At 72.1% G+C, this 23,886-nt stretch carries 21 protein-coding genes and 2 pseudogenes; 2 read left to right on the top strand and 21 right to left on the bottom strand.

Annotation, left to right across the window (positions count from 1 at the left end):
* Window position 1 precedes the first annotated feature (1 nt).
* A complete protein-coding gene (locus ACIBJC_RS08580; protein WP_399289590.1) occupies window positions 2-2,959 on the bottom strand; it encodes an AfsR/SARP family transcriptional regulator in 2,958 nt (985 codons plus the stop codon).
* 440 nt (window positions 2,960-3,399) lie between these two features.
* On the opposite strand from ACIBJC_RS08580, the gene ACIBJC_RS08575 reads away from it, so the two are divergent.
* Window positions 3,400-3,831 carry a nuclear transport factor 2 family protein gene (locus ACIBJC_RS08575; protein WP_399289588.1) on the top strand — a complete coding sequence of 144 codons (432 nt, stop codon included), beginning with the start codon at window positions 3,400-3,402 and terminating at the stop codon, window positions 3,829-3,831.
* A gap of 80 nt (window positions 3,832-3,911) precedes the next feature.
* On the opposite strand, the gene ACIBJC_RS08570 is transcribed toward ACIBJC_RS08575, so the two are convergent.
* From ACIBJC_RS08570 to ACIBJC_RS08550, 5 genes are all read right to left on the bottom strand, one after another.
* Window positions 3,912-4,115 carry a hypothetical protein gene (locus ACIBJC_RS08570; RefSeq protein WP_399289586.1) on the bottom strand — a complete coding sequence of 68 codons (204 nt, stop codon included), beginning with the start codon at window positions 4,113-4,115 and terminating at the stop codon, window positions 3,912-3,914.
* 107 nt (window positions 4,116-4,222) lie between these two features.
* Entirely contained in the window at window positions 4,223-5,224 is a 1,002-nt protein-coding gene (locus ACIBJC_RS08565) for an aldo/keto reductase family protein (RefSeq protein WP_399289584.1), read from the bottom strand.
* A gap of 13 nt (window positions 5,225-5,237) precedes the next feature.
* A complete protein-coding gene (locus tag ACIBJC_RS08560) occupies window positions 5,238-5,867 on the bottom strand; it encodes a 2OG-Fe(II) oxygenase (protein ID WP_399289582.1) in 630 nt (209 codons plus the stop codon).
* Between the two features lie 14 nt (window positions 5,868-5,881).
* Entirely contained in the window at window positions 5,882-7,552 is a 1,671-nt protein-coding gene (locus ACIBJC_RS08555) for an MBL fold metallo-hydrolase (RefSeq protein WP_399289580.1), read from the bottom strand.
* The gene (locus ACIBJC_RS08550; protein ID WP_399289578.1) at window positions 7,549-8,523 is read right to left on the bottom strand and encodes a class I SAM-dependent methyltransferase; all 975 of its coding nucleotides are present in this window, start codon (window positions 8,521-8,523) and stop codon (window positions 7,549-7,551) included. Before ACIBJC_RS08550 ends, ACIBJC_RS08555 begins: the two co-directional genes overlap by 4 nt.
* 144 nt (window positions 8,524-8,667) lie before the next feature.
* On the opposite strand from ACIBJC_RS08550, the gene ACIBJC_RS08545 reads away from it, so the two are divergent.
* On the top strand, window positions 8,668-9,231 hold the full coding sequence (locus ACIBJC_RS08545) for a histidine phosphatase family protein (RefSeq protein WP_399289576.1): 564 nt from the start codon (window positions 8,668-8,670) through the stop codon (window positions 9,229-9,231).
* Window positions 9,232-9,417: 186 nt separating this feature from the next.
* On the opposite strand, the gene ACIBJC_RS08540 is transcribed toward ACIBJC_RS08545, so the two are convergent.
* From ACIBJC_RS08540 to ACIBJC_RS08470, 15 genes and pseudogenes are all read right to left on the bottom strand, one after another.
* Window positions 9,418-10,599: a phosphotransferase gene (locus tag ACIBJC_RS08540; RefSeq protein ID WP_399289574.1), complete on the bottom strand. Its 1,182-nt coding sequence runs from the start codon at window positions 10,597-10,599 to the stop codon at window positions 9,418-9,420.
* Window positions 10,596-11,576: an aKG-HExxH-type peptide beta-hydroxylase gene (locus ACIBJC_RS08535; RefSeq protein ID WP_399289572.1), complete on the bottom strand. Its 981-nt coding sequence runs from the start codon at window positions 11,574-11,576 to the stop codon at window positions 10,596-10,598. The genes ACIBJC_RS08540 and ACIBJC_RS08535 overlap by 4 nt, the downstream gene beginning before the upstream one ends.
* Window positions 11,577-11,604: 28 nt before the next feature.
* Entirely contained in the window at window positions 11,605-12,570 is a 966-nt protein-coding gene (locus ACIBJC_RS08530) for a hypothetical protein (protein WP_399289570.1), read from the bottom strand.
* A gap of 13 nt (window positions 12,571-12,583) precedes the next feature.
* On the bottom strand, window positions 12,584-13,696 hold the full coding sequence (locus ACIBJC_RS08525; RefSeq protein WP_399289568.1) for a radical SAM protein: 1,113 nt from the start codon (window positions 13,694-13,696) through the stop codon (window positions 12,584-12,586).
* A 148-nt stretch (window positions 13,697-13,844) separates the two neighbouring features.
* The gene (locus ACIBJC_RS08520; RefSeq protein WP_399289566.1) at window positions 13,845-14,840 is read right to left on the bottom strand and encodes an NAD-dependent epimerase/dehydratase family protein; all 996 of its coding nucleotides are present in this window, start codon (window positions 14,838-14,840) and stop codon (window positions 13,845-13,847) included.
* Window positions 14,841-14,923: 83 nt separating this feature from the next.
* Window positions 14,924-15,856, bottom strand: a complete 933-nt coding sequence (locus ACIBJC_RS08515; RefSeq protein WP_399289564.1) for a phosphotransferase family protein — start codon at window positions 15,854-15,856, stop codon at window positions 14,924-14,926.
* Between the two features lie 67 nt (window positions 15,857-15,923).
* The gene (locus ACIBJC_RS08510; RefSeq protein WP_399289562.1) at window positions 15,924-17,078 is read right to left on the bottom strand and encodes a hypothetical protein; all 1,155 of its coding nucleotides are present in this window, start codon (window positions 17,076-17,078) and stop codon (window positions 15,924-15,926) included.
* Window positions 17,075-17,959, bottom strand: a complete 885-nt coding sequence (locus ACIBJC_RS08505; RefSeq protein WP_399289560.1) for a glycosyltransferase family 2 protein — start codon at window positions 17,957-17,959, stop codon at window positions 17,075-17,077. The genes ACIBJC_RS08510 and ACIBJC_RS08505 overlap by 4 nt, the downstream gene beginning before the upstream one ends.
* The gene (locus tag ACIBJC_RS08500; RefSeq protein ID WP_399289558.1) at window positions 17,956-18,627 is read right to left on the bottom strand and encodes an AAA family ATPase; all 672 of its coding nucleotides are present in this window, start codon (window positions 18,625-18,627) and stop codon (window positions 17,956-17,958) included. Before ACIBJC_RS08500 ends, ACIBJC_RS08505 begins: the two co-directional genes overlap by 4 nt.
* 27 nt (window positions 18,628-18,654) lie before the next feature.
* The gene (locus ACIBJC_RS08495) at window positions 18,655-20,019 is read right to left on the bottom strand and encodes a protoporphyrinogen/coproporphyrinogen oxidase (RefSeq protein WP_399289556.1); all 1,365 of its coding nucleotides are present in this window, start codon (window positions 20,017-20,019) and stop codon (window positions 18,655-18,657) included.
* A gap of 112 nt (window positions 20,020-20,131) precedes the next feature.
* Window positions 20,132-20,287, bottom strand: coding sequence for a hypothetical protein (locus ACIBJC_RS08490; RefSeq protein ID WP_399289554.1), 156 nt, complete (start codon window positions 20,285-20,287; stop codon window positions 20,132-20,134).
* Between the two features lie 192 nt (window positions 20,288-20,479).
* On the bottom strand, window positions 20,480-21,739 hold the full coding sequence (locus tag ACIBJC_RS08485) for a nucleotide sugar dehydrogenase (protein WP_399289552.1): 1,260 nt from the start codon (window positions 21,737-21,739) through the stop codon (window positions 20,480-20,482).
* 830 nt (window positions 21,740-22,569) lie between these two features.
* On the bottom strand, window positions 22,570-22,851 hold the full coding sequence (locus ACIBJC_RS08480) for a hypothetical protein (RefSeq protein ID WP_399289550.1): 282 nt from the start codon (window positions 22,849-22,851) through the stop codon (window positions 22,570-22,572).
* A gap of 23 nt (window positions 22,852-22,874) precedes the next feature.
* Window positions 22,875-23,339 (bottom strand): annotated as a pseudogene (locus ACIBJC_RS08475) (DDE-type integrase/transposase/recombinase); the annotation flags it as partial.
* A gap of 56 nt (window positions 23,340-23,395) precedes the next feature.
* Window positions 23,396-23,831 (bottom strand): annotated as a pseudogene (locus ACIBJC_RS08470) (transposase); the annotation flags it as partial.
* Between the last annotated feature and the right edge of the window lie 55 nt (window positions 23,832-23,886).

Below are 23,886 nucleotides of genomic sequence, written 5' to 3'. Positions count from 1 at the left end.
GTCACCTTGCGGCCGGGACATCGATACCGTCGGCGGAGCGGTGGGGGTACAGCCGCGCGGCGCGGGCGTGCTCCTCGACCATGCCGAGTCTGCTGAACACCTCCATCGCGTCGGCCAGCAGTGTGCTGGCCCGCCGCGCCCGGTCCGCGCGCAGCGACAGGGCCGCGAGGTCCACACGCAAGGAGGCCGCGCCCGCATGGTCCCGGATGCCCTCGCGCAGGGCGAGCGCCCGGTCGAAGAAAGCGGCGGCGTCATCGAGTTCGCCCAGGCCCATGTGGACCCGGCCGAGGTCGTGCAGCATGTATCCCTCGCCGATTACGTCGCCGTCCGCCAGGACCATGCAAAGCCCCTCGGACAACACCTTGCGGGCCCCCTCGAATTGCTTCCGGTGCAGGAGGAGCTGACCCACGCGCTGGAGCACCCGGGCCTGTCCGCCGACGTAGCCGAGATCCCGCCAGATCCTCAGCGCCTCGTTCAGCTCGGCCTCCACGCGCCGGACGTCACCCTGCCTGAGCAGGATGACCGCCCGCTGGGTGAGCACGGTGGCGCGGGCCCACGGGTCGCCGCTGCGGTCGAAGTACCGCTGCGCCTTGTCGAAGAGGAGCATCGCCGAGACATCGCGGCCGGTGAGCCGGGCCACGATGCCGAGGTCCCGGTGGCTCAGGCCGAGTCCCTTGTCGTGCCCCAGGTCCTCGAAGATCTCCGACGCCGTGGTGAGAGCCTTGCGTGCCTCGGGCAGGTTACGGCGGTTGAGGTGCAGCGATCCGAGGGAGGCCAGCAGTGCGGCCTCCCCCATACGGTTGCCGCGGCGGCGGACCACCGTGAGTGCCTTGCGGTGGGTGCGGGCCCAGTGGTCGAGATAGCCGCGGGCCTCGTGCAACGGTGCCAGGTTCACAGCGAGTTCCCACGCATGCTCGTCCTCGCCTTCCTGCGCGAGCCCTTCCACGGTCAGGCTGAGGTTCTCCAGCTCGGTGTCCAGCCACTCCAGTGGCCGGGCGAGGACAGTGGAGACATGCCGCTCGGGCAGGTGCCAGTGCTCGGCCGAACCGGTGAGGTAGCGGGTGCCCAGGACTCGCCGCTGGGCCTCGGTGATCAGGGAGAGCCAGGCGCCGCCTACCCGGCGGACAGCGGCACCGCGCTCGCCGTCGTCGGTCTCGGCGGCCAACCGGTCGCGGGAGAACAGCCGGATGATGTCGTGGAAGGCGTAGCGCAGCTCTCCGCCCGCGTCGACGCCCGTGATGTCCAGCATCTGCACGTCGATCAGTGGTTCCAGGATGTCGGACGGGTAGGGGCCCGGCGTGCCGCCCATCAGCGCGGCCGCCATCCAGCCGGGGAAGGTGGAGCCCTTGGTGAGGCTGAGCAGGCGCAAGAGTCTGCGGTCCGGCTCGGTGAGCCCGTCGTAGGTGAGCGAGAGGCTGGCTCGGACGGTCATCTCCCCGTGGGCCAGCTCGTCCAGGCGCCGGCTCTCGTCGGCCAGACGCCGCACCATCGACGCCAGCGGCCAGAACGGGCGTGCCGCCAGGCGCGCGGCTACGATGCGCAGCGCGAGCGGGAGTCTGCCCACGGCAGCGACGAGCTCCCTGGCTGCAGCCGGTTCTCCCTGCACCCGGTCGGCTCCGACAACGTTACCGAGGAGTTCCAGCGAGTCCTTCTCGTCGAGGATGTCCAGGGTCACACGGTGGGCTCCGGGCAGGGCGGTCAGCCGTGCCCTGCTGGTGATGAGGACACCACAGGAGCGGCTGCCCGGCAGCAGAGGTAGGACCTGCTCCTCGCTCGCGGCGTCATCCATGACGACCAGGATGCGTCTGACAGCGAGCATGCTGCGGTAGATCTCCCCGCGTTCCTCCAGGGAGTCCGGGATGGCGGGCCCCGGCAGGCCCAGCGCGCGCAGGAAGCGGCCCAGGACCTCGCGCGGGTCGATCGGATCCGTCCGGCCGCCGTGCAGTTGGCAGTAGAGCTGGCCGTCGAGGAAGTGAGTGTCGGCGAGCCGGTGGGCTACCCGGGCGGCGAAGGTGCTCTTCCCGACGCCGGAGCGGCCGGCGACGACGACGATGCCCGTGGCCCGGTGCGGCACGGTACCGGTCAGCGCGGCCTCGGCCTCCGCGACGAGGTGTTCGTGGCCGACGAAGTCGGCGGTGTCGACAGGTAACTGACGGGGGACGGGGACGCGCGCGGCGGCCGGCCAGTCCTCGCGGGGCTGCGTGGAGTCCGCCTCCGCGGCGGGCGGGCCCGCGGTCCTTCCGAGGCCGGGGGCATCCGGCAGCCGCAGCGCCGGGTCCTCGGTGAGGATGGACCGTTCGAGGCGACGCAGTTCCTCGCCGGGCTGGAGCCCTAGTTCGTCCTGGAGCAGCTTGCGCGCCTCGCGGTACACCTCCAGAGCTTCGGGTTGGCGGCCGGATCGGTAGAGGGCGAGCATCAACTGCCCGCGGAAGTGTTCCCGCAGTGGATTGTCGTTCACCAGGCGGGCTATCTCGGCAATCAACTGGCGGTGGCGGCCCAGCTCCAGCTCCAGCTCGACGAACGACTCGGCAGCCGCCAGGCACTCCTCGTCGATGTGCTGGGCGACGCGGGCGAGCGTTTCGCTGGCGATCCCGTCAAGACACGGCCCCTGCCACAGGGCGACCGCGGCGCGCATCGAGCCGGCCGCCTCGGCCGTCCTACCCTGCCCGGCCAGCGTATTGGCCTCGGCCACGGTCCGCCGGAACACGTCGAGGTCGAGCGCGGAGTCCTCGACCTGGAGCATATAGCCCGGCGGCCGGGTCACGATGGTGGCCTTGACGCCTGCGGCCACCAGCGTCTTGCGCACCCGGGACACACAGATCTGCACCTGGGTGCGGGCGGTTTCCGGCGGCTCCTCGTCCCACAGCAGCCGGATCAGGCGGTCCCGACTCTGCAGTCTGCCGTTCTCCAGGAGCAGGGCGGCGAGCACCACCTGCTGCCGTCCCGCGGTGACGGGCACCGTCCGTCCACCGCTCAGGACTTTCAGTGCCCCCAGTACCCGAAAGGCCGGTCCCGCGCTCGGGTTACGCGGCACGGGGTGCCCTCCGGCCATGATCGCCTCCTTGGCTCACCTGCTCACCACACGGCTGAACATGCAACTTTAGAGCGCCGACTCGGCGGACAACAGCTGTGACCAGTAGTTGGATAGCTGTGGCGGGCATGGTGACCGGGAGCAGATCGCAGCGTCGCGCAAGGCGTCCGGCGGCCCGCGGTCCGTTCGTTACCGCACACCCGGACTGACCAACTGTGATCACTTTCCGAGCATAGGTTGACCACCTCCAGCCACCGAGATAACAGGACGATAGCGCCGAGTTAACGGAGTGCCGAAGGGTTGACGGGCGGGGGCCTTCAGCGCCGTCGCACCATTTGCACCGATGACGAAAGGTGGGTCTTCCAGTCATGAGACACGACAGAATCCGCATATCGCCCACCAGCGCGACGGCGACGGCAGCAGGGGTGAGGCACGTGATGCTCACGTACCACTACCTGGACATCGGGGACACCGACGGGTACGCGTCCCTCACCGAGAAGGATCTGATCGTCGACCACCCCGGCGCCGCTCCCCACCGGGGCCGCGACGCGGTGGTCAGTGCGCATGCCGCGCAGGCCCAGCTGCTCAGGCGGCATGAGCTGACCGCGGTGGTGGCCGACGAAGACACGGTCGTCGCACTCGGCCGGGTGGTGCGTTCATCGGCCGGCGACGGCGGCCGGGGCGTGCACAGCGCGGACTTCGCGGACGTGTTCACCCTGTCCGAGCAGACCCTGGTCAAAACGTGCCGCCGTTATTACTACGCCCTGCCGCCGGGCCCATCGGCCCCGTTGTTCACCTGACACCGAGCAGTCTGGCGGGCAATGCCCACGTGAGCGGGGGCCGGGGCCCGTAACAGGCCCCGCCCCCCGCTCATCGCGTTCTACTCCCGTCTCGCGAGACGGGTGAAGTTGTCCTCGCCGTACCCGGCTTCGACGAGGGCCCGCAGGCGTTCCTCGATCATGGTGGCAACCGTCGCTTCCGGCACCGGCACCGGCACACTGCGGATGTCCTCGCGGGCCGGCCGCGCGCTGAACTGCCGTGGACAGCGGCCGCTCGGCATCTGCTCACCGAACCGCTCCGGCATCCGGCTCGATCCCGACGACCCTTTGAGCGCCTCCAACACGGTGGCCGGGGCGAGGCCTGGTAGTGCTTGGTCATGCTGGTGCGGGGAGTTGGGACCGTAGGCGGCGTTCAGGACACGGCGGCCGGACTGGTCGTCAGGGCCGGGTCGGTGAGCGCTACCGGTGCCAGGACGGCGTCCACCGCGGCCTTGAGGTCCTCATCGAGGACGATGTCGCACGCCGCGGCGTTGTCGGCGATCTGCTCGGGTCCGCTGGCCCCGATCACCGCGGCCGCCACGTTCGGCTCCCGCAGCACCCAGGCCAGGGCCAGGACGGGCAGGGGCAGCCCCGCCTCCTCGGCCAGCGGCAGCAGCCGCTGCACGCGGCCGAGGATGTCCTCGCGCAGCACTTTCTCCATGAAGTGCCCCCCGAACCCCTTGGTATCGGTCGCGCGCGACCCGGTCGGCGGCGGCCGGCCGGGCAGGTACTTCCCGGTGAGGACACCCTGCGCCAGCGGGGAGAAGGCGAGCTGGCCGAGGCCCAGCTCCCGGCAGGCCGGGATCACCTCGGCCTCGATCACGCGGTGCAGGGCCGAATAGCGCGCCTGGTTGGACACCAGCGGCACCCGTAACTCGCGGGCGAGGCCCTGCGCGGCACGGATCTCCTCCGCCCGCCACTCCGATACGCCGATATGGAGGGCCTTGCCCGCGCGGACCACGTCGGCGAAGGCCGTCATGGTCTCCTCCAGCGGGGTGCCGTGATCGAAGCGGTGGGCCTGGTAGAGGTCGACGTGGTCGGTGCCGAGCCGGCGCAACGAGACGTCGATCGTCTCCACGATGTGCTTGCGGGACAGTCCGCGCTCGTTCGGCCCGGGGCCTACCGGCCAGTACACCTTGGTGAAGATCTCGACCCCGGACCGCCGTTCGCCCGCCAGCGCGCGGCCCAGGATCTCCTCGCCCGCGCCGAACGCGTAACCGTCGGCCGTGTCGAAACTGGTCACACCGCAGTCCAGCGCCGCCCTGACGCACGCGCGGGCGCGGTCCTCGTCGATCTGCCCGCCGTGGGTGATCCAGTTCCCGTACACCAACTCGCTGACGTGCAGACCGCTTCGGCCCAGCCGGCGGTGCCTCACCTCGTGTCCCCTCTCACGCCGCGCCGTCCGCCGCCGGATCGGTCCAGAAGTGCACGGTCACGGTCTTGCGCAGGACCGGTGCCGGGGCCCGCAGCAGGGACACGCCGTGCAGCGAACGGGCCGTCGTCTCTATGAGAACGCTGCGGTTGAAGGAGGGCATGATCCGGGCCGGGGACGCGCCGTCGACCGGTTCGCCCAGCTCCAGCCAGCCGCCGTCCTCCGGGCCCCAGCCTTCGGTGAGATACGTGAACAACGAGTACCGGCGCAGCCGCCCGGTCTCCGGGTGCCGGTTGGAGCCGACGTGCGCGTGGTGCACGGCACCGTGACCGGCGAGCCGGTAGCTGCCCCAGTCACCGTCCGGTTCCGTACGCAGCCCTTCCACCCCCGTCACCTTGCTGAGGATGGCGGCGAGGTCCTCGCCGAGCAGCGCCTCGCACAGGTCCCGCAGGGCCGGCCCGGCCAGCTCCCGGTCCTGGGAGTGCCAGCGCGGAATGCCCGGCTTCGCCGTCATCACGGCGGTGTCCGGGTAGGCGTCGGCGGCGGCGCGCAGGGCGTCGGCGGGGAGGAGGCCGTCCCACACGTAGTGCGGGAAGGGGTCGGAGCGGAAGCAGGGCTCGTGGGCCGCGTTCAGCTGCCGTTCCATGGCCGCGTAGTCGATCACTGGTGTGCCTGCCTTTCTCGGGGACGCCGCGGGGCGTCCGTCGGGGTGTCCGTCGGGGTGTCCGTGGAGAGGTCCGTGGGAAGGTCCGTCGACGAGTCCGGATCTGCCGCCCCTCCGGCCGGCGAGACGCCGAGCCGTGCCCGGCCGTTGGCGCAGGAGCCGTCCGGCAGGGCAAAGCGCCAGCCGTGCTGGGGACAGACGACCGCGTCCAGTTCCGGGTCGTAGTCCCCCGGGCCGAGCCGCGCGCCCAGGTGGGGGCAGACGTCGGACACCCGGTACGTCCCCCTCGGCGTCTCCAGCATGAACGTGCCGGCCGGGCGCTCGCCGCCCTGTGCCGTCCGCCGCACGTACGTGGCGAGGTCGTCGGGATCGCTCCACCGCAGCACCGACATGAGCTCCTCGTTGTACGCGCCGATCCCGGGCCGCCAGGCGCTGAAACGGAACGAGAAGAAGAATTCCTCCCAGCTCATCCCGCCTTCCAGGATCTCCGGCAGGTACCGCGAGGACAGGGTGAAGCGGTAGTCGTGCGCGTCGGTCTCCGGCCCGGTGCCCTCGCGCACCTCCAGCGACCGGAAGTCGACGAGCCAGAAGCCGCCCCCGGCGCCGCGCACATCGAAGGCGGCGACGGCGTCGACGGCACGGCACAGGCTTTCCCCGGCCGCGAACAGCGCCTTGAAGTGGGCGGCGAAGCCGTCGTAGAGGCTGTGCCGCGGCTCCGGGTACCCGGTGACCACCTCGGCGATGGCGGGGGCGCGTCTGTGGGCGTAGTCCGCGATGTAGGGCGCGAGGTTCTCCCAGTCGAATCCCCGTCGGATCTCCGGGTCGGCGGTCAACCGGCCCGTGGCCACGTCGAGTTCGTCACCCGGCAGCGGTGCCACGGTGCGCTCCGCCAGGCCCGGGTGGTCGTGGCGCAGCCACGCGAGCAGTTCGGGCGGCGTGGTGAACACCGAGGACTCCGCGAAGAAGTGCGGGGCCAGCTCCGGGTCGAGCAGCGCCGGCGGCCCGGCGAACGCGACCGCGCTGCGCGGGTCCAGGGCCTGCATGTAACGAGTCCACCGGCGCATGGAGTTGACCCTCTTGCGCTGGGCCGCCTCCACCTGTTCCGCGGCGGGGAAGGAGTAGGCGAACGGGAACCAGGTGGCGCCGGAGAACTGTGCCAGGACGACGTCGATGCGGGGATGGAGCCGGCGGATGGTCCGCAACTGGTCCCGGTCCACCTGGCAGTCGTTCAGATTGACGACGACCTGGCCGGTGACGGTGTCCTCGATGACGAGAGCCGAGTCCTGGTGCCGGGGCGTGGGAGAGTGGATCAGGCGCAGCCGGAGCGGGCCGGCCTGGAACACCTCCTGGTCGCCGAGGAGTACGGGCGCCGGGCCGCGCAGCCTGCGGACGAGCCGCTTCCAGGTGGGCAGCGGGTAGTCGGGCATCAGCAGCGTGACCGACGGGTCGAGCGCGTCGAGCACGTCGGCGTCGAAGTGGTCCTGGTGGTCGTGCGACACGTACACGTGGGTCGCCTCGTGCACGAGCGGAGCGCAGGAACTGTTGTCCGGCAGTTGGTGCCAACCCGACAGGAAGGCCCCGCCCTCGGAGAACCACGGATCGCAGACCAGTTTCACGCCGTCGGCCTCCACGAGCGCGCCGGCGTGCCCGAGGAACGTGATCTTCATGGCTGCCTCCACGGAGGGGTGCGGTGGGTGGTGCGCTGCTTGCGCGCCGCGACGAGGTGCCGCGCGAGAGCGGGGTCGTCGGAACTGGCGAAAGGACGTCCCCGTACGCATACGTCGAGTCCTTCGGCCGTGAGCGCGGCGGTGAGTTGCGCGGCGGTCGGGACGTGCAGCACGGAGTGGAAGACTTCGGACGGCCGGCCGCTGGGGCCGTCGTCCACCGCGACGAGGCGGTGACCGAGCAGGGCGCCGTCCGCGGCGGTGAACCCCTCGCTGAGCAGCAGGTGCGGGCCGTCCCGGAACACCGAGCCGGTACGGCGCCGGTACACGCGCCGGCCTTCGTCGAACCCCGCGGTGCCGTCCTCGGCGAGCCGCAGGTCCAGGACGGCGATGCCGCCCGGGCGCAGCCCCCGCACCAACGAACCGAGCAGCTCTCGGAAGGCGGACGGCGCGAAGAAGTTGGCGGCGTCGTAGGTGAGCAGCAGCGTGTCGCAGAGCGCCTCCCCTTGCGGGGCGGCGGTGTCCGTCGCGTCGCCGAGCACGAAGCGAATGTGGTCCTGCCCGGCGAAGCGGCGGCGGGCGTGTTCGACCACCGCGGGGCCCGCGTCGACGCCGACGTACGCCGTCAGACCGTGACCGCCCAGCGCGGCCGTGTAGGCGCCGGGCCCGCACAGTGGATGGTACACACGACCCGCTCGCCACCCGGGCAACTCGTGCCGCAGCCAGTCGAGTTGCTGCTCAATCACCGCCGGGGGCCGGGACGAGTCCGTCGTCGTGGTGTCGATCTGCTCCCGCAGCAGTTGGGCGCTGAACTCCGGGTCGCCGTACGGCAGGGGAGGGAGCGCGGCGATACGGTCCGGCGGCAGGCCGGCGAGGTCGGGCAGCTCCGGCCAGAGGAACGGGGCGCCGTGCTCAAGGAATTCCCGGGCTATCTCCCGCGCACCATGGTGCGCCGCTGTGTCGACCAATTCCATACCGACTCCGTAGCCTGCGGAACATGCCCGCCCTAAAATCCATTTCGAGTTCAGGTTCCGTGTGCCCGATCGGCGTGGTCAATCCTTTTGCGGATACCCGCTAATTGTTGGACTCCGCCCGTCGGCCCGGGCATGATGCGCGCTATGTTCGCGAATTCATGCACCGCTGTGTTGGATCTGGTTCCGCACTGTTCCTCGTCGCCGCGCGAGGCGTGGAGCGGTGACGACGATCTGCGTCCGCTGAGCGACGAGGGAACACGGCAGGCCGAAGTCCTTGGCCAAGTCTTCACGGAGGGGGTCGACGCCGTCTACAGCAGCCCTTCACTGCGATGCCGGCAGTCCGTTGCCCCGCTGGCCGCCGTCGCCGGGGTCCCCGTGGTGGCCGACGACCGGCTGAGGGAGGCGCGCGGGTTCGCCGAGCCGGCGGCCTGGACCGAGGGGGTCTACGCCCTCGTCGGCCCGTCGCTCGGCGGCGCGTGGGCGGCAGGCCGGGTGCTGGGCGCGCTGGTGGAGATCGCCGCCCGGCACGACGGCGGCCACGCGGTGGCCTGTTCGCACGGCGACGCCATCCCTGCCGCGCTGGCCTACCTGTCGGCAGCCCACGACTGCGCGCTGCCGCGGATCGTGGGCCGGGGCGCCTGGTACCGGCTGTGCGTGGAACGCGGTCGGCTCACCATGACCGGCATGTGCCCGTCGGGCCCCGCCTGACGACCGGACTCCGGAGGCTCCCGAGGGCTTGGGCACGGCGTGCGGAGGACCTGCGTCCGCCGCGCGAGGTCTCCTGTCCGGCGGCCGGAGAGCCCGGCCGGAGAGCCGGCCTCGCCGGGCCGCCTCATGGGGCTCCGTCCTCGCCGGGGCAGTCCACCGGCCCTCACCGGGACCGGGTCGCCTCCTTCAAAGGTCCCGCTGCGCCTCCTCCACCAGCGCAGTCATCACCGCCACCCGCCGTCGCGTGTCGGGATCGGCGGCCGTCTCGGCGCGGGACGCGGCGTCCCGCGCGAGCAGCCGGTCGGCGAGCCGCACCACGGGCAGCCCGAAGTGGTAGGCGGCCACGAGACGGTAGGCGAGGACCACGTCCTCCGGGTCGCACGGGCCCCCTTCCTCCGCCATCCCTGTGGCGTGGCGCGTGGCGGCGGCGTCCCCGAGGGCGAGCGTGGCGGCGGCGTCCAGATCCGCGGCCACCGCCGACGACAGGACGAGAGTGGCCAGATCCTCACCGGCCGGTCCCAGCCCCGCCTGACCCCAGTCGATCGCGACCGTGCCCCGCGCCGTCCGGAACAGGTTGCGCGGTGTCAGGTCCCGGTGCACCAGCCCCGCCGGCAGGGACCGCACCGTCCGGACGGCCTCGGCGTGCCGGCGCGCCAGCGACCGCAGCGCCGTGGCGGTCCCCGGCCGGAACAGGCCGCGCACCGCCGGATCCGCGCTCGTCTCCGCGTCGGCGACCCGTTCGATCAGGGCGAACCGCGCGTGCAGGGCGGCCTGTTCCAGGAACGGCCTGCACCACCATTCCCGGGACGGCGGCGGCCGCCGCAGCGAGCGGGCGTGGAACCCGCCGAGGAACTCGGCGGAGTCGAGCAGCTCACGTGCTGTCCAGGCCTCGCCGGGCGTCCCGTCGGCTCGCTCCAGCCACAGCCGGAGCCGGCCACCGGGACCCGGCACGATCCCCAGACAGCGGACGGCGGCGAACCGGCCGGCGAGGTCATACGGGAGCGACGAGCCCAGTACCAGCGCCTCGCGCCGCCAGTAGGCCCAGTCCGCAGGACCGTCGCCGCCGTCGTCGATCTGCCGGCCCAGATCATGCGGGCCGGGCACCCAAGTGCGGTGCCGAACCTGTTTCAGCACCATCTCCCACGCGCGGTCGTCGCCGTCGCCCGAGGCCGTGCCCCGCACCGCGTACAGCCCGTCGCTCGCCCTGCTCCAGCTCTCGTAGCCGATCGGCTCACCCGTCCAGCCGCTCACCTCGGCCGTGGGATCGCCCAGCAGCGTCCGTACGGGCTCGCTCAGATCCTCGGTGGTGAGGTCGGGCAGCGGCCCCTGGTGACGGTACGGCGGACCCGGCACCGGTGCCGCCGTCACTCCGCGCGCCGCGCGTCGGCGACGGCGGCCCGCAGGTACGTGCGCAGTGGTGCGCTGGGCACCTGGTCGAAGCAGGTGAGGGCCGAGGCGTGGCCGACCTCCAGCGACTCCATTTCCACCTCGAGGCGGCGCCGCAGCACGGCGGCGAGCTGAGAGTCGTCGTCCGGCGCCGGCTGGATGCGGGAGAGGTAGTGGATGACGTTCGCGAAGGCGAGGGCCGCGTGCACGATCCCGAACACCGGACGGTCCTCGTTCTTCCACGGGGAGTGGAAGCGGGGGCCGTCGTCGGCGAAGGACACGCCCTCGGCGTCGAGGGACTCGTTCAGCCAGGAGTGCGTGGCCTCGTGCACGAGGGTCTCGCCCAGGCGCAGCGGTTCGTCGGTCCAGTTCAGGACGACGGTGCCGGGCAGGAAGTCGAACGTGTAGCTGCGGCAGGTCGCCCCGAGCGGTACGGCCTCGGTCCAGACGACGACGGCGGTGGAGGAGCGCAGCACCTCGCCGCCTACGGCGAGCGCGGCGTCGACTGCCTCGTTCAGGGTCCGCGCGATGCGCGCCCGTTCCGCCGCGTCCTGCTCGGGCGAGCTGCCGAGCAGGTACATCCGGCTGCCGAGGCGGTCGTCGTCCACGGCGTCGCAGTCCACCGCGCGCAGCACCAGGACCGGTCCGACAGCGGTCTGCACGGCCTCGGCCCGCAGTGCCGCCCGGTTCTGCCACAGGCGCACGGCCCGCCGGGCCCGGTCCGCGTCGCGGCTCCGCGCGGCGAGGCGCGCCTGCTGGAAGGCGTGGTGCAGGACGGCGTTGTCGAAGGCGTCCGGAGCCCCGTCCGGGCCGTCGAGCTCCGTGCCCGGCACGAGACTGCGCAGGCTGGCGAGCAGCGTGCGCGCCCGCTCGGCACGGTGTTCCACCAACCGTGCGGTCAGCTCGGCCTGGAGCGAGGTGACGGACGCGGCCGCCTCGATGGTGTCGGCTTCGGTCATGATGGTCTCCGGTCCTTTCGGGCAGTGGTCACCGTACGGCACTCGAGGCGGCCCACCGGTCGAGGTGTTCCGCCTTCTCGGCGTCCGTCAGCGGCCGGATCTCGCGGATGTAGTCGAAGGGGGACTTGACGGCGAACTGCCGCCGGTTCCAGCAGGGATAGGTGGTGCCGATCAGTTCGGCGACGATGCCCATGCCGACCGTCTCGCCGACCCGGCCTGGCAGTACGGCACGCAGCTGGCGAAGCCCGTCGAGGAGCTCCTGCCAACGGCGTGCGACGGGCTCCGGGGTGTCCTCGGGCCGGCGGGCGGCGAGCCGGTCGTACAGCTGGAAGGCGAGGGAGTCGGCGAAGACACCGGTCAGCCAGGCGCGGTCGGTCCCGGACAGCGGACCGCCGCGGGCGCCGACGGCCTCCTCGGTGCGCAGCCACTGGCCCATCCAGGACGCGGCGCCCTCGCGCAGCAGCGCCTCGGCGCGGGACGGCGCGTCGGACCCGGCCGGGGAGAACCGGGCCACGTCGCACAGGTCGGCCGGTACGGCGGCGCCCGCCGTGTCGCCGAGGACGACCGCCCCCACTGCGAGGTCGACGACGTACCGCAGGCCGACGCCCTCCAACACCCGCACGGCGTCGCCCACCGCCGCCCGGTCCGGCGCGGTGGCCGGGGCGAGCCGCAGCCGGCCGCCGTCCTCGGGCACGCCGTGCAGGACTGCCAGACGCGGACCGTCCGGCAGGGGCAGCAGCGCGGTGCCCACCTCGGCGGGGTCGACGGCTATGTCCGGGGCGCCGGCGAGACCCGCGAGGGCGCGGGTGAGCGGGTCGGGCAGTTCCGTGGTGTCCGGCGCCCCGGCACCGGCCGCCGCGGCGGCACGGCGGGCCCAGGCGGTGCTGTGCGGCTCGACCCACAGCAGGAACGAGTGGATGGCCCGGCCGTCCAGCGAGGCGTTCCAGCGGCGGTTCTGTGTCTCGTCGTCGTCGATGACGGGGAGGAGGAACATCGTGGTTTCCCTTTCAGGCCGCTGCCGGGAGTGCCGCGGCCACATGGTCGATGACCTTGCGTCGGTAGTCGCAGTACTCCTCCTCGAACCCGGTCCCCTCGAAGCGGAGCCGGTCGGGAAGGGCGCCGCCGCGGCACGAGGCCTCGTGCGAGCAGCCCGCGCACTTGGCGAGCAGTGCGGACAGGTCCCGGCGCAGCCCGGGGTTGCTGTCCAGGGTGAGCAGTTCGTCCATTCCGGTCGCCGTGTCCACGGAACCCAGCAGCGCGCCGGGCATGCTCAGTTCGTCCGAGCTGCCGATGCGCCCGTCGGGGTAGAGCGTCACGACGAAGGGTTCCTTGCGGTCGCTGAAGCTCGTGTAGCTCGTGGGCAGCCCGGACAGCGACCGGATGACGCTGAAGAACGGCTCCAGCACGTACGCGCCGTAGGAGCGGGTCGCCGACCAGTGCTCGAACGCCTCGATCAGGAAGTCGGCGTACTCGTCGGGCGTCGTCGCCCAGCCGGGCATGCCGACGCCGTCCGGGTTGAGGATCTGGAGCGACTTGCGGTTCGGCGTCTGGTAGTCCTTGCTCCTCACGTTGAAGTCGAGGCACCCGGAGAGCTTGACGACCTTCACGGCCTCGAACTTGCTCAGCGAGTCCAGCACGTCCGCGGCCCGGCCGAGGATGCGGCGGGTGACGACGACGATGACACCGACATTGCGGCCCCGGGCCGCCATCATGTCGAGCGCCTTGGTGACCTTGCGGTAGGTGGGGCGATCCCGGAAGTCGACGCGGTGCGCGTTGCCCTGCTCGTCCCCGTCGAGGCTGATGCCGATCTCGATGTCCGGCCATTCACGGTCGAAGAAGTCGAGCCACGCCTCGTTCAGGAGGATGCCGTTGGTCTGCATCGAGACCGTCACCGGGCCCTCGTAGGAGCGCAGTTCGGCGAACAGGTCGCCCATCTTGCGACGGCCGATCAACAGCGGTTCGCCGCCGTGCAGTTCGACCGCCAGCGGCCGTCCGCCGCACAGGGTGAGGAACTCGCGCAGCACCTCCGGCTTCAGCATGAGGGCGTTGGGGTACGGCTTGCGCCGCTCGTAGCAGTAATGGCAGTTGATATTGCACATTTCTCCGGGGAGTTTGAGCATTGCCAATATGGTTTCCCCGGGGGCCGGCAGCTGAAGTTTCATGGGGCAGCTCCTCCGTGCTGAATGTCTGGGGAAAGACTCTCGTGGCGGTGGAAACGCGTCAACGAAATGCCGTTCTTCTTGCGTGAACCCGCACGCGGCGAATTCGTCACCGGGTGGCGGTGATCGCCTCGGCGAACCGTGCCCGCGCCATCTCGCGCACCAGTGCCGCGGCGGACAGCCAGTCCGTCTCGCCGACGGCGGCGGTCAGCCGGTCCAGGCAGGGCACCCGGCCGGTCACGTCGGTGCGGCCGGGGAAGACCGACTCGTACGGTACGTGGACGGAGCCCGCCGTGCTGCGGGTGGCGTCGAGGACCAGGCGGGCGAGGCCGGCGATGGTCGTCTCGGTGCGGGAGCCGATGTTGAACACGTTGGCGCCTGGCCGCCACGCGGCCTCGGTGGCCGCGAGGTCGAGCAGGCGTCGGGTGAACTGGTCGATGTCGGTGAAGCAGCGACGCTGGCTGCCGTCGCCGTGGATGGTCAGCGGCTCCCCGGACCAGGCCTGCCGGAAGAATGTCGGCACCACCATGCCGTAGCGCCCCCGTTGGCCGGGGCCGACGACGTTGAAGGGCCGCACCGTGAGCACGGACCGGTGCCGGGCGGCCTCGCGCCCCAGCCGTTCCATCTCCCACTTGCCGGTGGCGTAGCCCGGGCTGCCGCCGTCGTAGGCCAGCGGGACGGCCCGGTCCACGGCCCGCTCCTCGCGCAGCTCGGCGCTGCTGTCGCTGAGACCGTAGACGGCAGAGCTGGATACCAGCACGACGGGTGTGTCCCCGGTGTGCGCCAGGACGTTCGCCGTTCCCTGGCGGCCCACCGCGTAGGCCAGTTCGGCCTGTTGTGCCGCGAGCCGCATGCCGACGACGCCCGCGAGGTGCAGCACCAGACCCGTTCCGCGCGCGGCCTCGGCCACCGCGTCCGCGTCGAGCACGCTGCCGCGCACCAGGGTGGCGCCCGGGACGAACGCGACGGACTCGGGTCGGCCCGTCGTGAGGTCGTCCAGGACCCGGACGGGATGGCCCGCCGCGGCCAGGGAACGGACGAGCCGGCTGCCGATGAAGCCGGCACCGCCGGTGACGAGCACAGGTGTCGAGGGGGTGGACCACATGTCGGTGTCTCCTTCGGGTGGGAAGCGGGGAGGGGCGGCCGAGGGGGTTCGAGGGGTTCGCGCAGGGCGGGCGGCGGGGTGAGTCAGCAGCGCCTGGCGCCGTCCGTGGTCCGCAGCAGCGCCCGCGCCCACCCCAGCAGCCGTGGCGCCCAGCCGGACCGCTCGTGCGGTTCCGCCGTGTCGGTGAAGTGCGTGTAGGTGACGAGCTGGTTGAACGCGGCGACCGGTTCGGCGAGCCGCCACACCTCCCGGCACTCGGCCGCCGGCATCAGTGGTGACCAGCTCGCGAAGTACCGGTCGAGGGCGCGGGATCGGACCCCGGGGTCCGGGCAGCTCCTGAGGGCCGCCGCGACGTCCAGGAACGGGTGGCCGACGGAGGCCTCCGCCCAGTCGAGGAACACGGTCCGGCCGGTCGCGTGGGTCACGCCCCAGTTGCCCGGGTGCAGGTCGCCGTGGACGAGGCTTTCGCCGGGCGGCGCCGTGGCCAGCGCCGCGCACAGTTCGGGCAGCCGGGCGCAGACATCGGCCAGCCGGACGGACTCGGATGCACTCAGCGGGTCCGGCAGTCCCGAGTCCGGGCCGAACAGGTCGCTCCGCTCCGACAACGGCGCCAGGCCGGCCAGTGCGTGCCCCGTGCGCACCCAGCAGCCGGCGGCGGTGAGGTCGGTGGTCCGGCCCAGCCAGTCGCGCTGCACCGCGCCGAGGACGGCCAGGGCCCGGCCCCGTTCCGCGTCGGGCAGTTCCGTGCCCGGCCGCAGGGCGACCTCGCGGGTGCACCAGCCCTCGTCCGGCGGCCCGGGTGGCAGGACCTCGGGCACCAGACCGGGGTGACGGTCGGCCAGCAGGGCCAGCACCCGGCCCTCGTGCGCCAGGGACGGCAGCGACTGCTTGTGGAACACCGCTCCCCCGCTGGTCGGGCAGCGCAGCACGGCCGACAGCGCCCAGCGTTTGACGTCCTCGACGGGCCCCGTGCGGTGCAGGCCCGCCGCGGACAGCCGGGCGTCGATGACCGCCACGGCACGCGGACGCCAGCCAGGCTGCCGCCAGGGGCGTGCGGGAGCACTGGTGCCGAGGGGGCCGGGGTCAGTGCCGGAAGAAGCGCTCACCGGTCACGATCCAGCTCATGCCGTGGGCCGCACAGGCGTCCCGCAGCGCGTCCGCATCGGTCGATCCGGCGGGCGTGACCAGTTGGGTGACGCCCCGGCGGGCCGCGAGCTCGACGACCTCGACGAACGGGAAGTGGTTGTCGGCCGCCAGGGTCACCCCGGACAGCGGTGGCGTCGCGTTCCAGTCCGGTTCCCGGTCGGCGTCCCGGGGGTCCGCCAGCACCCCGGCGAACTCGGCGCGGACCGAGGGGGTCAGGTCGCCCTCGGCGAGCCGCGCCCGCCACACCGCGCGTTCCGCGGACCCCACACCCTCCCGGAACCTGAGGCCCAGGACGTCCGGATGCCGGCGGCGCTGCCAGGTCCGGGCGCGGGCCGCGGCCAGACGGGTGCAGTCCAGGCGGTTCTGCTGCCCCATGCCGATGCCGATCGTGTTGCCGTCCACGACGAAGGCCATGGCGTTCGACTGTGCGTGCCGGACCGCCTCGACGGCGACGGCCAGGTCGTCCGCGCTGCCGGGCGTGCCGCACTCCGTACGCGTCCCGCCCGCGAACCCCGGCAGCGGTGCGGCCGAGCGCGTCAGCCGGAGCCCCGCCGTCTCGACCGACTCCCGCGCGCTCCCGCCGTGCCCGTTCCGCTCCTCCCCCTCGTGGGCGCGCAGCAGGATGAACCGACCGTGGTTCGAGCGGGAGAGGCCGGCGAGCGCCTCGGGGGTGAAGTCCGGGGCGATGACCCCGATGGCGTTCGCGAACAGCGGCACGTGAGCGGCCGTGACCGGCTCGGACACCGCGACGAAGTCCCCGTAGGAGCACTTGGGCGCGGTGTTCCGGGCCCGTACGACGGCCCGGCCGAGGACGCCGTACGGCAGCGGCCCCCGGTCGTGGAGATCCTCCTCCCCCGGCGCGAAGGGCCCGCCGATCGCGACGCCCGCGGGGGAGGTGTGCTTGAACGAGGCACAGGCTGCCACGCCGGTCCGCTCGCGCAGGGCCCGGACCGCTTCCCGGGCGCCGAGCGCGTCGAGCACGTTGATGTACGAGGGGCTGCCGTGCAGGAGGGTGAAGGGGGGCCGGTCCGGGACGACCGGTTCCGCCCAGGCGGTCTCGTGCGGGTTCAGCCCCCGGGACAGGGTGATCATGAAGGCTCCGGCGCGGTGAGGGGGACGGGAGGCGCGGTTCGGGGTCGGAGGGCGTCCAGGACCCCCGTCTGCCAGCCGAGTTCCCACACCAGGGCGGACAGGGCGGCGGGTGCGCCCGCTCGGGCGGCCGTGACCGGCAGGCGCAGCCAGTCCACCAGATGGCCCCGCCAGGTCACGGGGTCGGTACCGTGCGCGGCGAACTTGCGCCGCAGGGCCACGATGTCGTGCCCCTGGAACCTGCCCCGGCGGAACCTGTCGCGGTGTGTGGCGCGGATGCCGACCGACACGACGGTGTCCGCCACGCCGATGGTGCGGCCCGCCAACTGGGCACGCCAGGAAAGGTCGACGTCGGCGAGCGCGGGTAACTGCTCGTCGCAGCCGCCCAGTTCCTCGAACAGGCCCCGGGAGATGCCCATCAGCCCGCCCAGCACATGCGGTTTGAACAGGCTCGCGGTCAGGATGTCGCAGAGCTGGTCGGGCGGTGTGCCGCGCAGTACCTCGGGCGGGTTGAGCCGCCGGTAGTCGATGCCGGCCGTGACCAGTTCGGCCCGGTCGAGCGCCGCCGCCATCGCCGCGACATGGTCGTCGGCGATCTCGTCGTCGGCGTCCAGGAACAGCAGACGGTCGCCCCGTGCCGCGCGCGCGCCCGTGTTGCGGGCGGCCCCGGTGCCCCCGCGCACGGGGCGGGTCACGATGCGGGTGTCCGCCGGCAGGTGGCGGCGGTGCTCGTCGACGACGGCCGCGAGGGCGTCGGTCGAGCCGTCGTCCACGATCACCAGACCCCAGTCGGCGTCGGTGCGCTGCCGACCGAGCGCCGCGAGCTGCCGGCCCACGCAGTGCGCAGCGTTGTGGCAGGGGATCACGACGTCCAGGCGGCTCACGAGGTCTCCAGCAGCTCGCGTCCGGGCGCGGCCACAGCGTCTTCCACGGCCCGGTACAGGGCGCTCATCCGGCCGTCCTCGTGCGCACCGGCGGTGTTGCGGAACACGTGCACCGGCGGCAGGTAGGGCGGCGGGTCGTCGAGGAGCAGCGCGCGGTACACCGTGCTGACCTTGTCGAGGGTGTAGCTGTTCTCGTAGTGCCGCATGCTCTTGCCGCGGGAGACGACGCGGTCGGCGGCCAGTTCGACGGGGACGTCGAGGTAGACGATCAGGTCGGGCAGCAGGGTGCCGTGCGCGTGGTGGCGATCCAGCGTCTCGCGGGCAGGGATGCCGTACAGCACATCCAGGTAGGCGGCGTCGCTGAAGATGTAGCGGTCCGACAGCACGGTGCGGTCGCGCAGCAGGTCGCCGATCGCGTCGGCCTGCAACTGCTTGTCGCGGAAGTAGGCCTCGGTGATCCGCCGGTGGCTGTGCCGGTGCGTCCGGTCCTCGCGGACGTCGATAATGACGCGTGCCGCCTGCGGATCGAGCCACGAGTGCTGGCCGATGCGGGACAGCGGCCGTCCCTGCGCGCGGACGTGTTCGGCGATGAGCCGTGCGGTCGTCGTCTTCCCGGATCCGTCGACGCCCTCCAGCGCGAGGAATCCGTGGTTCGTGGTGCTGGGCAAGGGGGATCTCCCTGTCTGTTGTCCGGGTCATGTTGTCGCCGGGGCCGAACGCCGCGCGGCCCAGGCGAAGGCCTCCTCCATGACCTGGGACATGGAGGAGTAGGTCCAGGTGCCGTAACGGCCGAGCGGGGTGATGCCGAGGGAGGCGAGGTGGCTGGTGGCCTCGTCGGCGGTCTTCCGGGCCTCGTCGGTGAAGACGACGTAGCCGGGGTCGCTCGTGAACACCCGGGACCCGACGACCCGGCTGCCGGGGCCGAGCAGCTCGACCGTCCCGACCCCGCGCAGGACATCGGCCACCAGTGCGTCGTCCGCCGCGCGCGGCCCCTCGGACGGTTCGAGTACCTCGGCGAGCACGCCCCAGCCGTCGGCGGGTGCCATGTCCGGGTCGAACTCCGTCATGAAGACGAGGCGGGTGAACGGCACGTCCTCACGCGTGTAGTACCGCCAGTGCCCGGTGTCGCGCGGGCGCGGCCCCTGGACGGCGAGCGCCACCGACCGTACGCGGTTGCGGGGCAGCGCACGGCAGCGTTCGACGAGCGCCTCGGGCGTTCCGTGGCACAGCTCGACGGTGGCGGGCAGCGGGAGCGTGGAGACGCAGTCGTGGGTGTAGCGGAAGTCGGTGACGCCCTCGGGTGAACGGGTGCGCACAGTACGGGACTCGGGGTCGACGGCCGTGACGGTGTGCCGCAGCCGCAGGTCCCGGACCCGGCCGGCCAGCGCCTGCGAGAGCACCTCCATGCCGCGCGGGCCGCCGGAAGCGGGCCGCGGGTACCAGCCCCGCGCGTTGTAACCGTCCGCCGGGCGGGCCGAGTCGGCGCCGCGCTCGATCTCCGCGACGCTGGGCCGGGTCAGGTTCCAGTGGAAGCCGGACGCCGACAGCGCGCTGAGCGGACGCCGCCACAGCTTGCGGTTGTACGGGAAGAAGAACAGCTCGCACAGGGTGCGGCCGAAGGCGCTCAGCAGCAGTTCCTCGTAGTCGCCGGGAGCCGTGTCCCGCGCGTGCGCAGCCCGCAGGTCCGCCAGGCAGGCGGCGCGCACCTCGCCGGGCAGGCCGTGCAGGTTCAGTTGGACGGGGAAGCGGGTGGTGCCCCGGGCCGTCTCGACCCGGGCGTCCGGGGGGCACGGGCGCAGGACGTCACCGAGCAGCGCGCGGACGCGGGCCTCGACGTCGGGATGACTGAAGTAGAGCAGGTGGATGACGTGGTCGAACCAGTAGTTTCCGATGCGTTCGGTGCGCACCAGGCCACCGGGCCGGTCCGCTGCCTCCACCACCACCGCGCGGTCGCCGAGCAGGGAACCGGCTGCCAGTCCGGCCAGTCCGCCGCCGAGGATCAGCACCTCGGTCTCCACTTCACGGTCCGCAGGGTCCGCCCACGGGGACGGGTCGAGCATGTGTGCCACCTCGCAGGGCCGACGGGACGGGCGCCGGACCGCTGGAGCACGGCGGGCGCGGAGGTCCCGGCGGACGGCTGCGGACAGCCGCCCGCCGGTGTGGCGCAGCGGATCAGACGGTGTTCGAGGTCTGCTCCGTGACGTGCTCCCAGGGCTTCACCGAGACCGCCGACGAGTGGGCGGTGTCCTTGGCGCTGACGGACTCCAGGTCGTACGACTTCACGGCGTCGACGAACGCGTCGAAGGAGATCTCGTTCTTCTCGGACATGATGCACCTCTTTCTTTTACTTCGAGGAATCCGTTGATTCCCTGGAACGAAATTAGCAGCGCCCGCACGGCCGGATCAATGAATTACAGAGGCTTTGATTTCCGAAATCCGCAGCGCTGTTCTCCGGGAATGCGGAATGCCCGGCCGGCGTCCTTTTCGGAAGGAGGCCGGCCGAGTGGTCGTGCGACCGGGTCAGAGATGCGCCACGCGCGTGCCGACGGTACGTCCGGTGGTGTCGAACAGCAGCGGCGCGGTGTCGGCGAGGGCGGCCAGGTCGTAGTCCAGGTGCGCTTGCAGCAGCACGACGAGGTCGGCTTCGGCCACCGCCGCGTCCAGCGACTCGACCCCGGCGACGCTCCGCCCGTGCAGACGCAGGGTGCGCAGATAGGGGTCGTGGAAGCGCACGAGGGCGCCCCGGTCCAGCAGGAGTTCGGCCACGGGCACCGCCGGTGAACCGCGGCCGTCAGCGATGTCCGCCTTGTAGGTCACCCCTAGTAGCAGCACACGGGTGCCGCGGACACTGCGCCGCCGGTCGTCGAGGAGCCGGGCAATGCGGTCGACGACGTACTCCGGCATCCGGTCGTTCACCTTCTGCGCCAGTTCCGGCAGTTGTAGCGGGAACCCCAGGGCCCGTCCGCTGAACGTCAGGTAGCCGGGGTCCACCGGGATGCAGTGACCGCCCACCCCCGGGCCCGGTCGGAACGGCTGGAAGCCGAACGGCTTGGTGGCCGCGGCGGCGACCACCTCCCACACGTCCACGCCGAGCCCGTCGCAGTACACGGCGAGCTCGTTGACGAGCGCGATGTTGACCTGCCGGTACGTGTTCTCCAGCAGCTTGGTGAGTTCGGCCGCCGCCGGCGTGCTCACCGTCACCACCTTCTGCACCACGCGCTCGTACAGCACGGTGGCGGCCTCGGCGCAGCGGGCCGTGACGCCTCCGACCACCTTCGGGGTGTTGTGCAGCCCGAACGCCGGGTTGCCGGGGTCGATCCGCTCGGGGGAGAAGGCCAGCAGGAAGTCCTCGCCGACCGTCCGCGAACCCTGCGCGAGGAGGGGCAGCACGATGTCGCAGGTGGTCCCCGGGTAGGTGGTCGACTCCAGCACCACCAGCCCTCCGGGGCGCAGCCGGGGTGCCACCAGGCGCACGGCGTCCAGGACGGCGCTCAAGTCGGGCACGGAGTCCCGCAGCGGCGTCGGCACGCAGATGGTGACGGCGGCCGCGGCGGCGATCACCTCCGGATCGGAGGACGGGGTGAAGCCCGAGGCCAGCGCCTCGGCGATCTCCTGGTCGGAGATGTCGTCCACGTAGCTGGTCCCGCCGGCCAGGGCGGCGACGCGGCCGGCGTCGAGGTCGTAGCCCGCGACCCGCATACCGTTGCGGGCAGCCGCGACAACCAGCGGAAGTCCGGCGTAACCGAGTCCGACGACGGCCAGGTCATACCTTTCAGACACGGCCCCGACTCCTTCCAGTACGGCGGAAGAGGATTCTGTGATCCGCCGTGGACGGCGGCATGTTCCAGCAGGATGACTGAGACGCCCGGCCCGCGGCCAAGGAATTGCGCAAATGCGTACGGAAGAAGGCGTCAGCCGTCTCCGGGCCCTGCGGGAATGCGCATTTTCGGGCCCCGCGGGAGAAGTGGCGGACCGTTTCGTGGCATTTCTTCGTCAGAATCGCCGGACAGCATCCTGAATCCGTGTACCACAAACCGGGAGGGAATTGTGACAGGACTCGAAGAGAGGACGGCGACGGGCGGGGGCTGTCGCACGCTCGCGCACCGCCCCCGGTTCCCGAACGTCATGCCCGACGTCGACGAGTTCCCCGGCCGCTGGAACGCGCCCGCCGCGCCCCGCCGCCCGGCTGCGCAGGAGCGCGGACGGCAACATCAACACGGTCGGGCTCCCGGGCATCCACGAGGCGGGCGACGTCGACCCCGGGCACCCCCAGTGGCGCGCCGCCATCGAGGAAGGTGTCTGGCCCCTGGTGGACGCGCTCACCACGGGCGCCTGGCGGCTCACCACGTATGACAGCTGCGAGGGCCACGCCTACCGCTCCGAGTCCCTCGCCCCGGCCGGCGCCGGGTCGGCGTACTGCCCCGCTCCCCGCGGGAGTTCACCCGGGCAGCGGCGGCCCTGTGCCGGAGGGGGTGCGCCGCCGACCCGGCCGTCCCCGCGCCGGTCCGGATCACGCTCGGCACGTGCGACCTGACCTGCGGGCGCAGCGGGCGCCGCCATCCCGTGCTCGACCTCGGCCTCGAACCCGCCCCGGGCGCTGGCGAGGGCGCCTACTTCGCGGCGCTCAGCACCGCCACCGAGGCGCTCGTCGCGGCCCTGCTCGCGCAGCGGCCGGCGGCGGACCGGCCGTGCGGCTGCGCGGGCGGCGGCGGCCAGTAGGACAGGGCCAGGGTGCCCGCCCGGCGGGCGGGCACCGCGACCGACCAGTGGAAGGTGACGCCCGCCGCGAGCAGCCGGCAGGCGGCCGTCAGCACCGCCGACGCCACCGGTCCGAACGCCTCGGCCGCCGGACGGCCGTCGCTCACCGCCCGCAGCCCATGGGTCAGCAGCACCGCTCGGACCACCGCCCCTACCCCCGGCGCCGGATGTTGTAGTGGTGTAGCCGGCGGAATGCGTCGAGACGGGCCTCTCGCTCGTTTGACCAGTCCTTTCGGCCCTTCAACGTCTCTCTTTGAAGCTTGCGTTGAAGCTCTCCGCGGCGGCGTTGTCGGCTGAGCTGCCGACCGCGCTCATGCTCCGGAGTACGCCTGCCCGACGGCAGGCGTCCGAGAACACGGGGTGCGCATGTGGTCGGCGAGTGCCCAGCCGGCCAGGCGGCGTGAGCACAGGTCGATCACGGTCGCGAGACAGCAGAATTTTCCGCCGCCGACACTCAAGTACGTGATGTCGCCGACGTACTCGGTGTTCACTTTCTCGGCGGTGAGGTCGCGTCCGATCCGGTCCGGGGCTTTGTGGCGGCCGGGTCCGGGACAGTGGTGCGGCGCAGGCGGACTCCGGCCAGGCCGATGCCGCGCATGACGCGCGCGATGCGCTTGTGGTTGCTTCATTCCCACAGGGACTCCATTCCCCCAGATCCTCAAGATCCGGTGTCCACGGTGTCCAAGATCCGGGGTCAGCGCCCCCAAGAAGACGGTAGCTGACAGTTACTGAGATACGGGCCCCCGCGGTGCCGGAGTACTGCCGTTGCACGCCGGCCGAGCGGGGGCCCTTCTTCAGGAGGCCGGTGTCGTCGACGATCAGACCGGCGTCCTCGTCGCCGAGGTGCTCGACGACGTAGTCACGCACATCGTCCAGGACCTCGTCGGCGTCCTACTCGATCCGGTTCAGCAGCCGGTGAATGCGATCCGGCCCGCCATGGCCGGCCTCCTCCGCCAGGGTCCAGCCATTCCTGCGCTGCAGCGGAGCGACGAGGCCCCGCATGTAAGCCGGCGCCGATTGGCGTGGCTCCTCCCGATGACCGGTGTACGAACCGCTTGTGCACGGACTTGAGTTCACTCGCCCGCAACCTGACATCAGCAAGGTCCCCACCCATGACCCGACCAACGACCAAACTGGCCAGCAGTCGCGGCAAGCACCGTTGCAGTATG

Source organism: Streptomyces sp. NPDC050509, from assembly GCF_044457965.1.
Classification (GTDB): domain Bacteria; phylum Actinomycetota; class Actinomycetes; order Streptomycetales; family Streptomycetaceae; genus Streptomyces.
The sequence above is the reverse complement of the archived record's forward strand: the minus strand, read 5'-3'. Positions and strand labels throughout refer to the sequence as shown.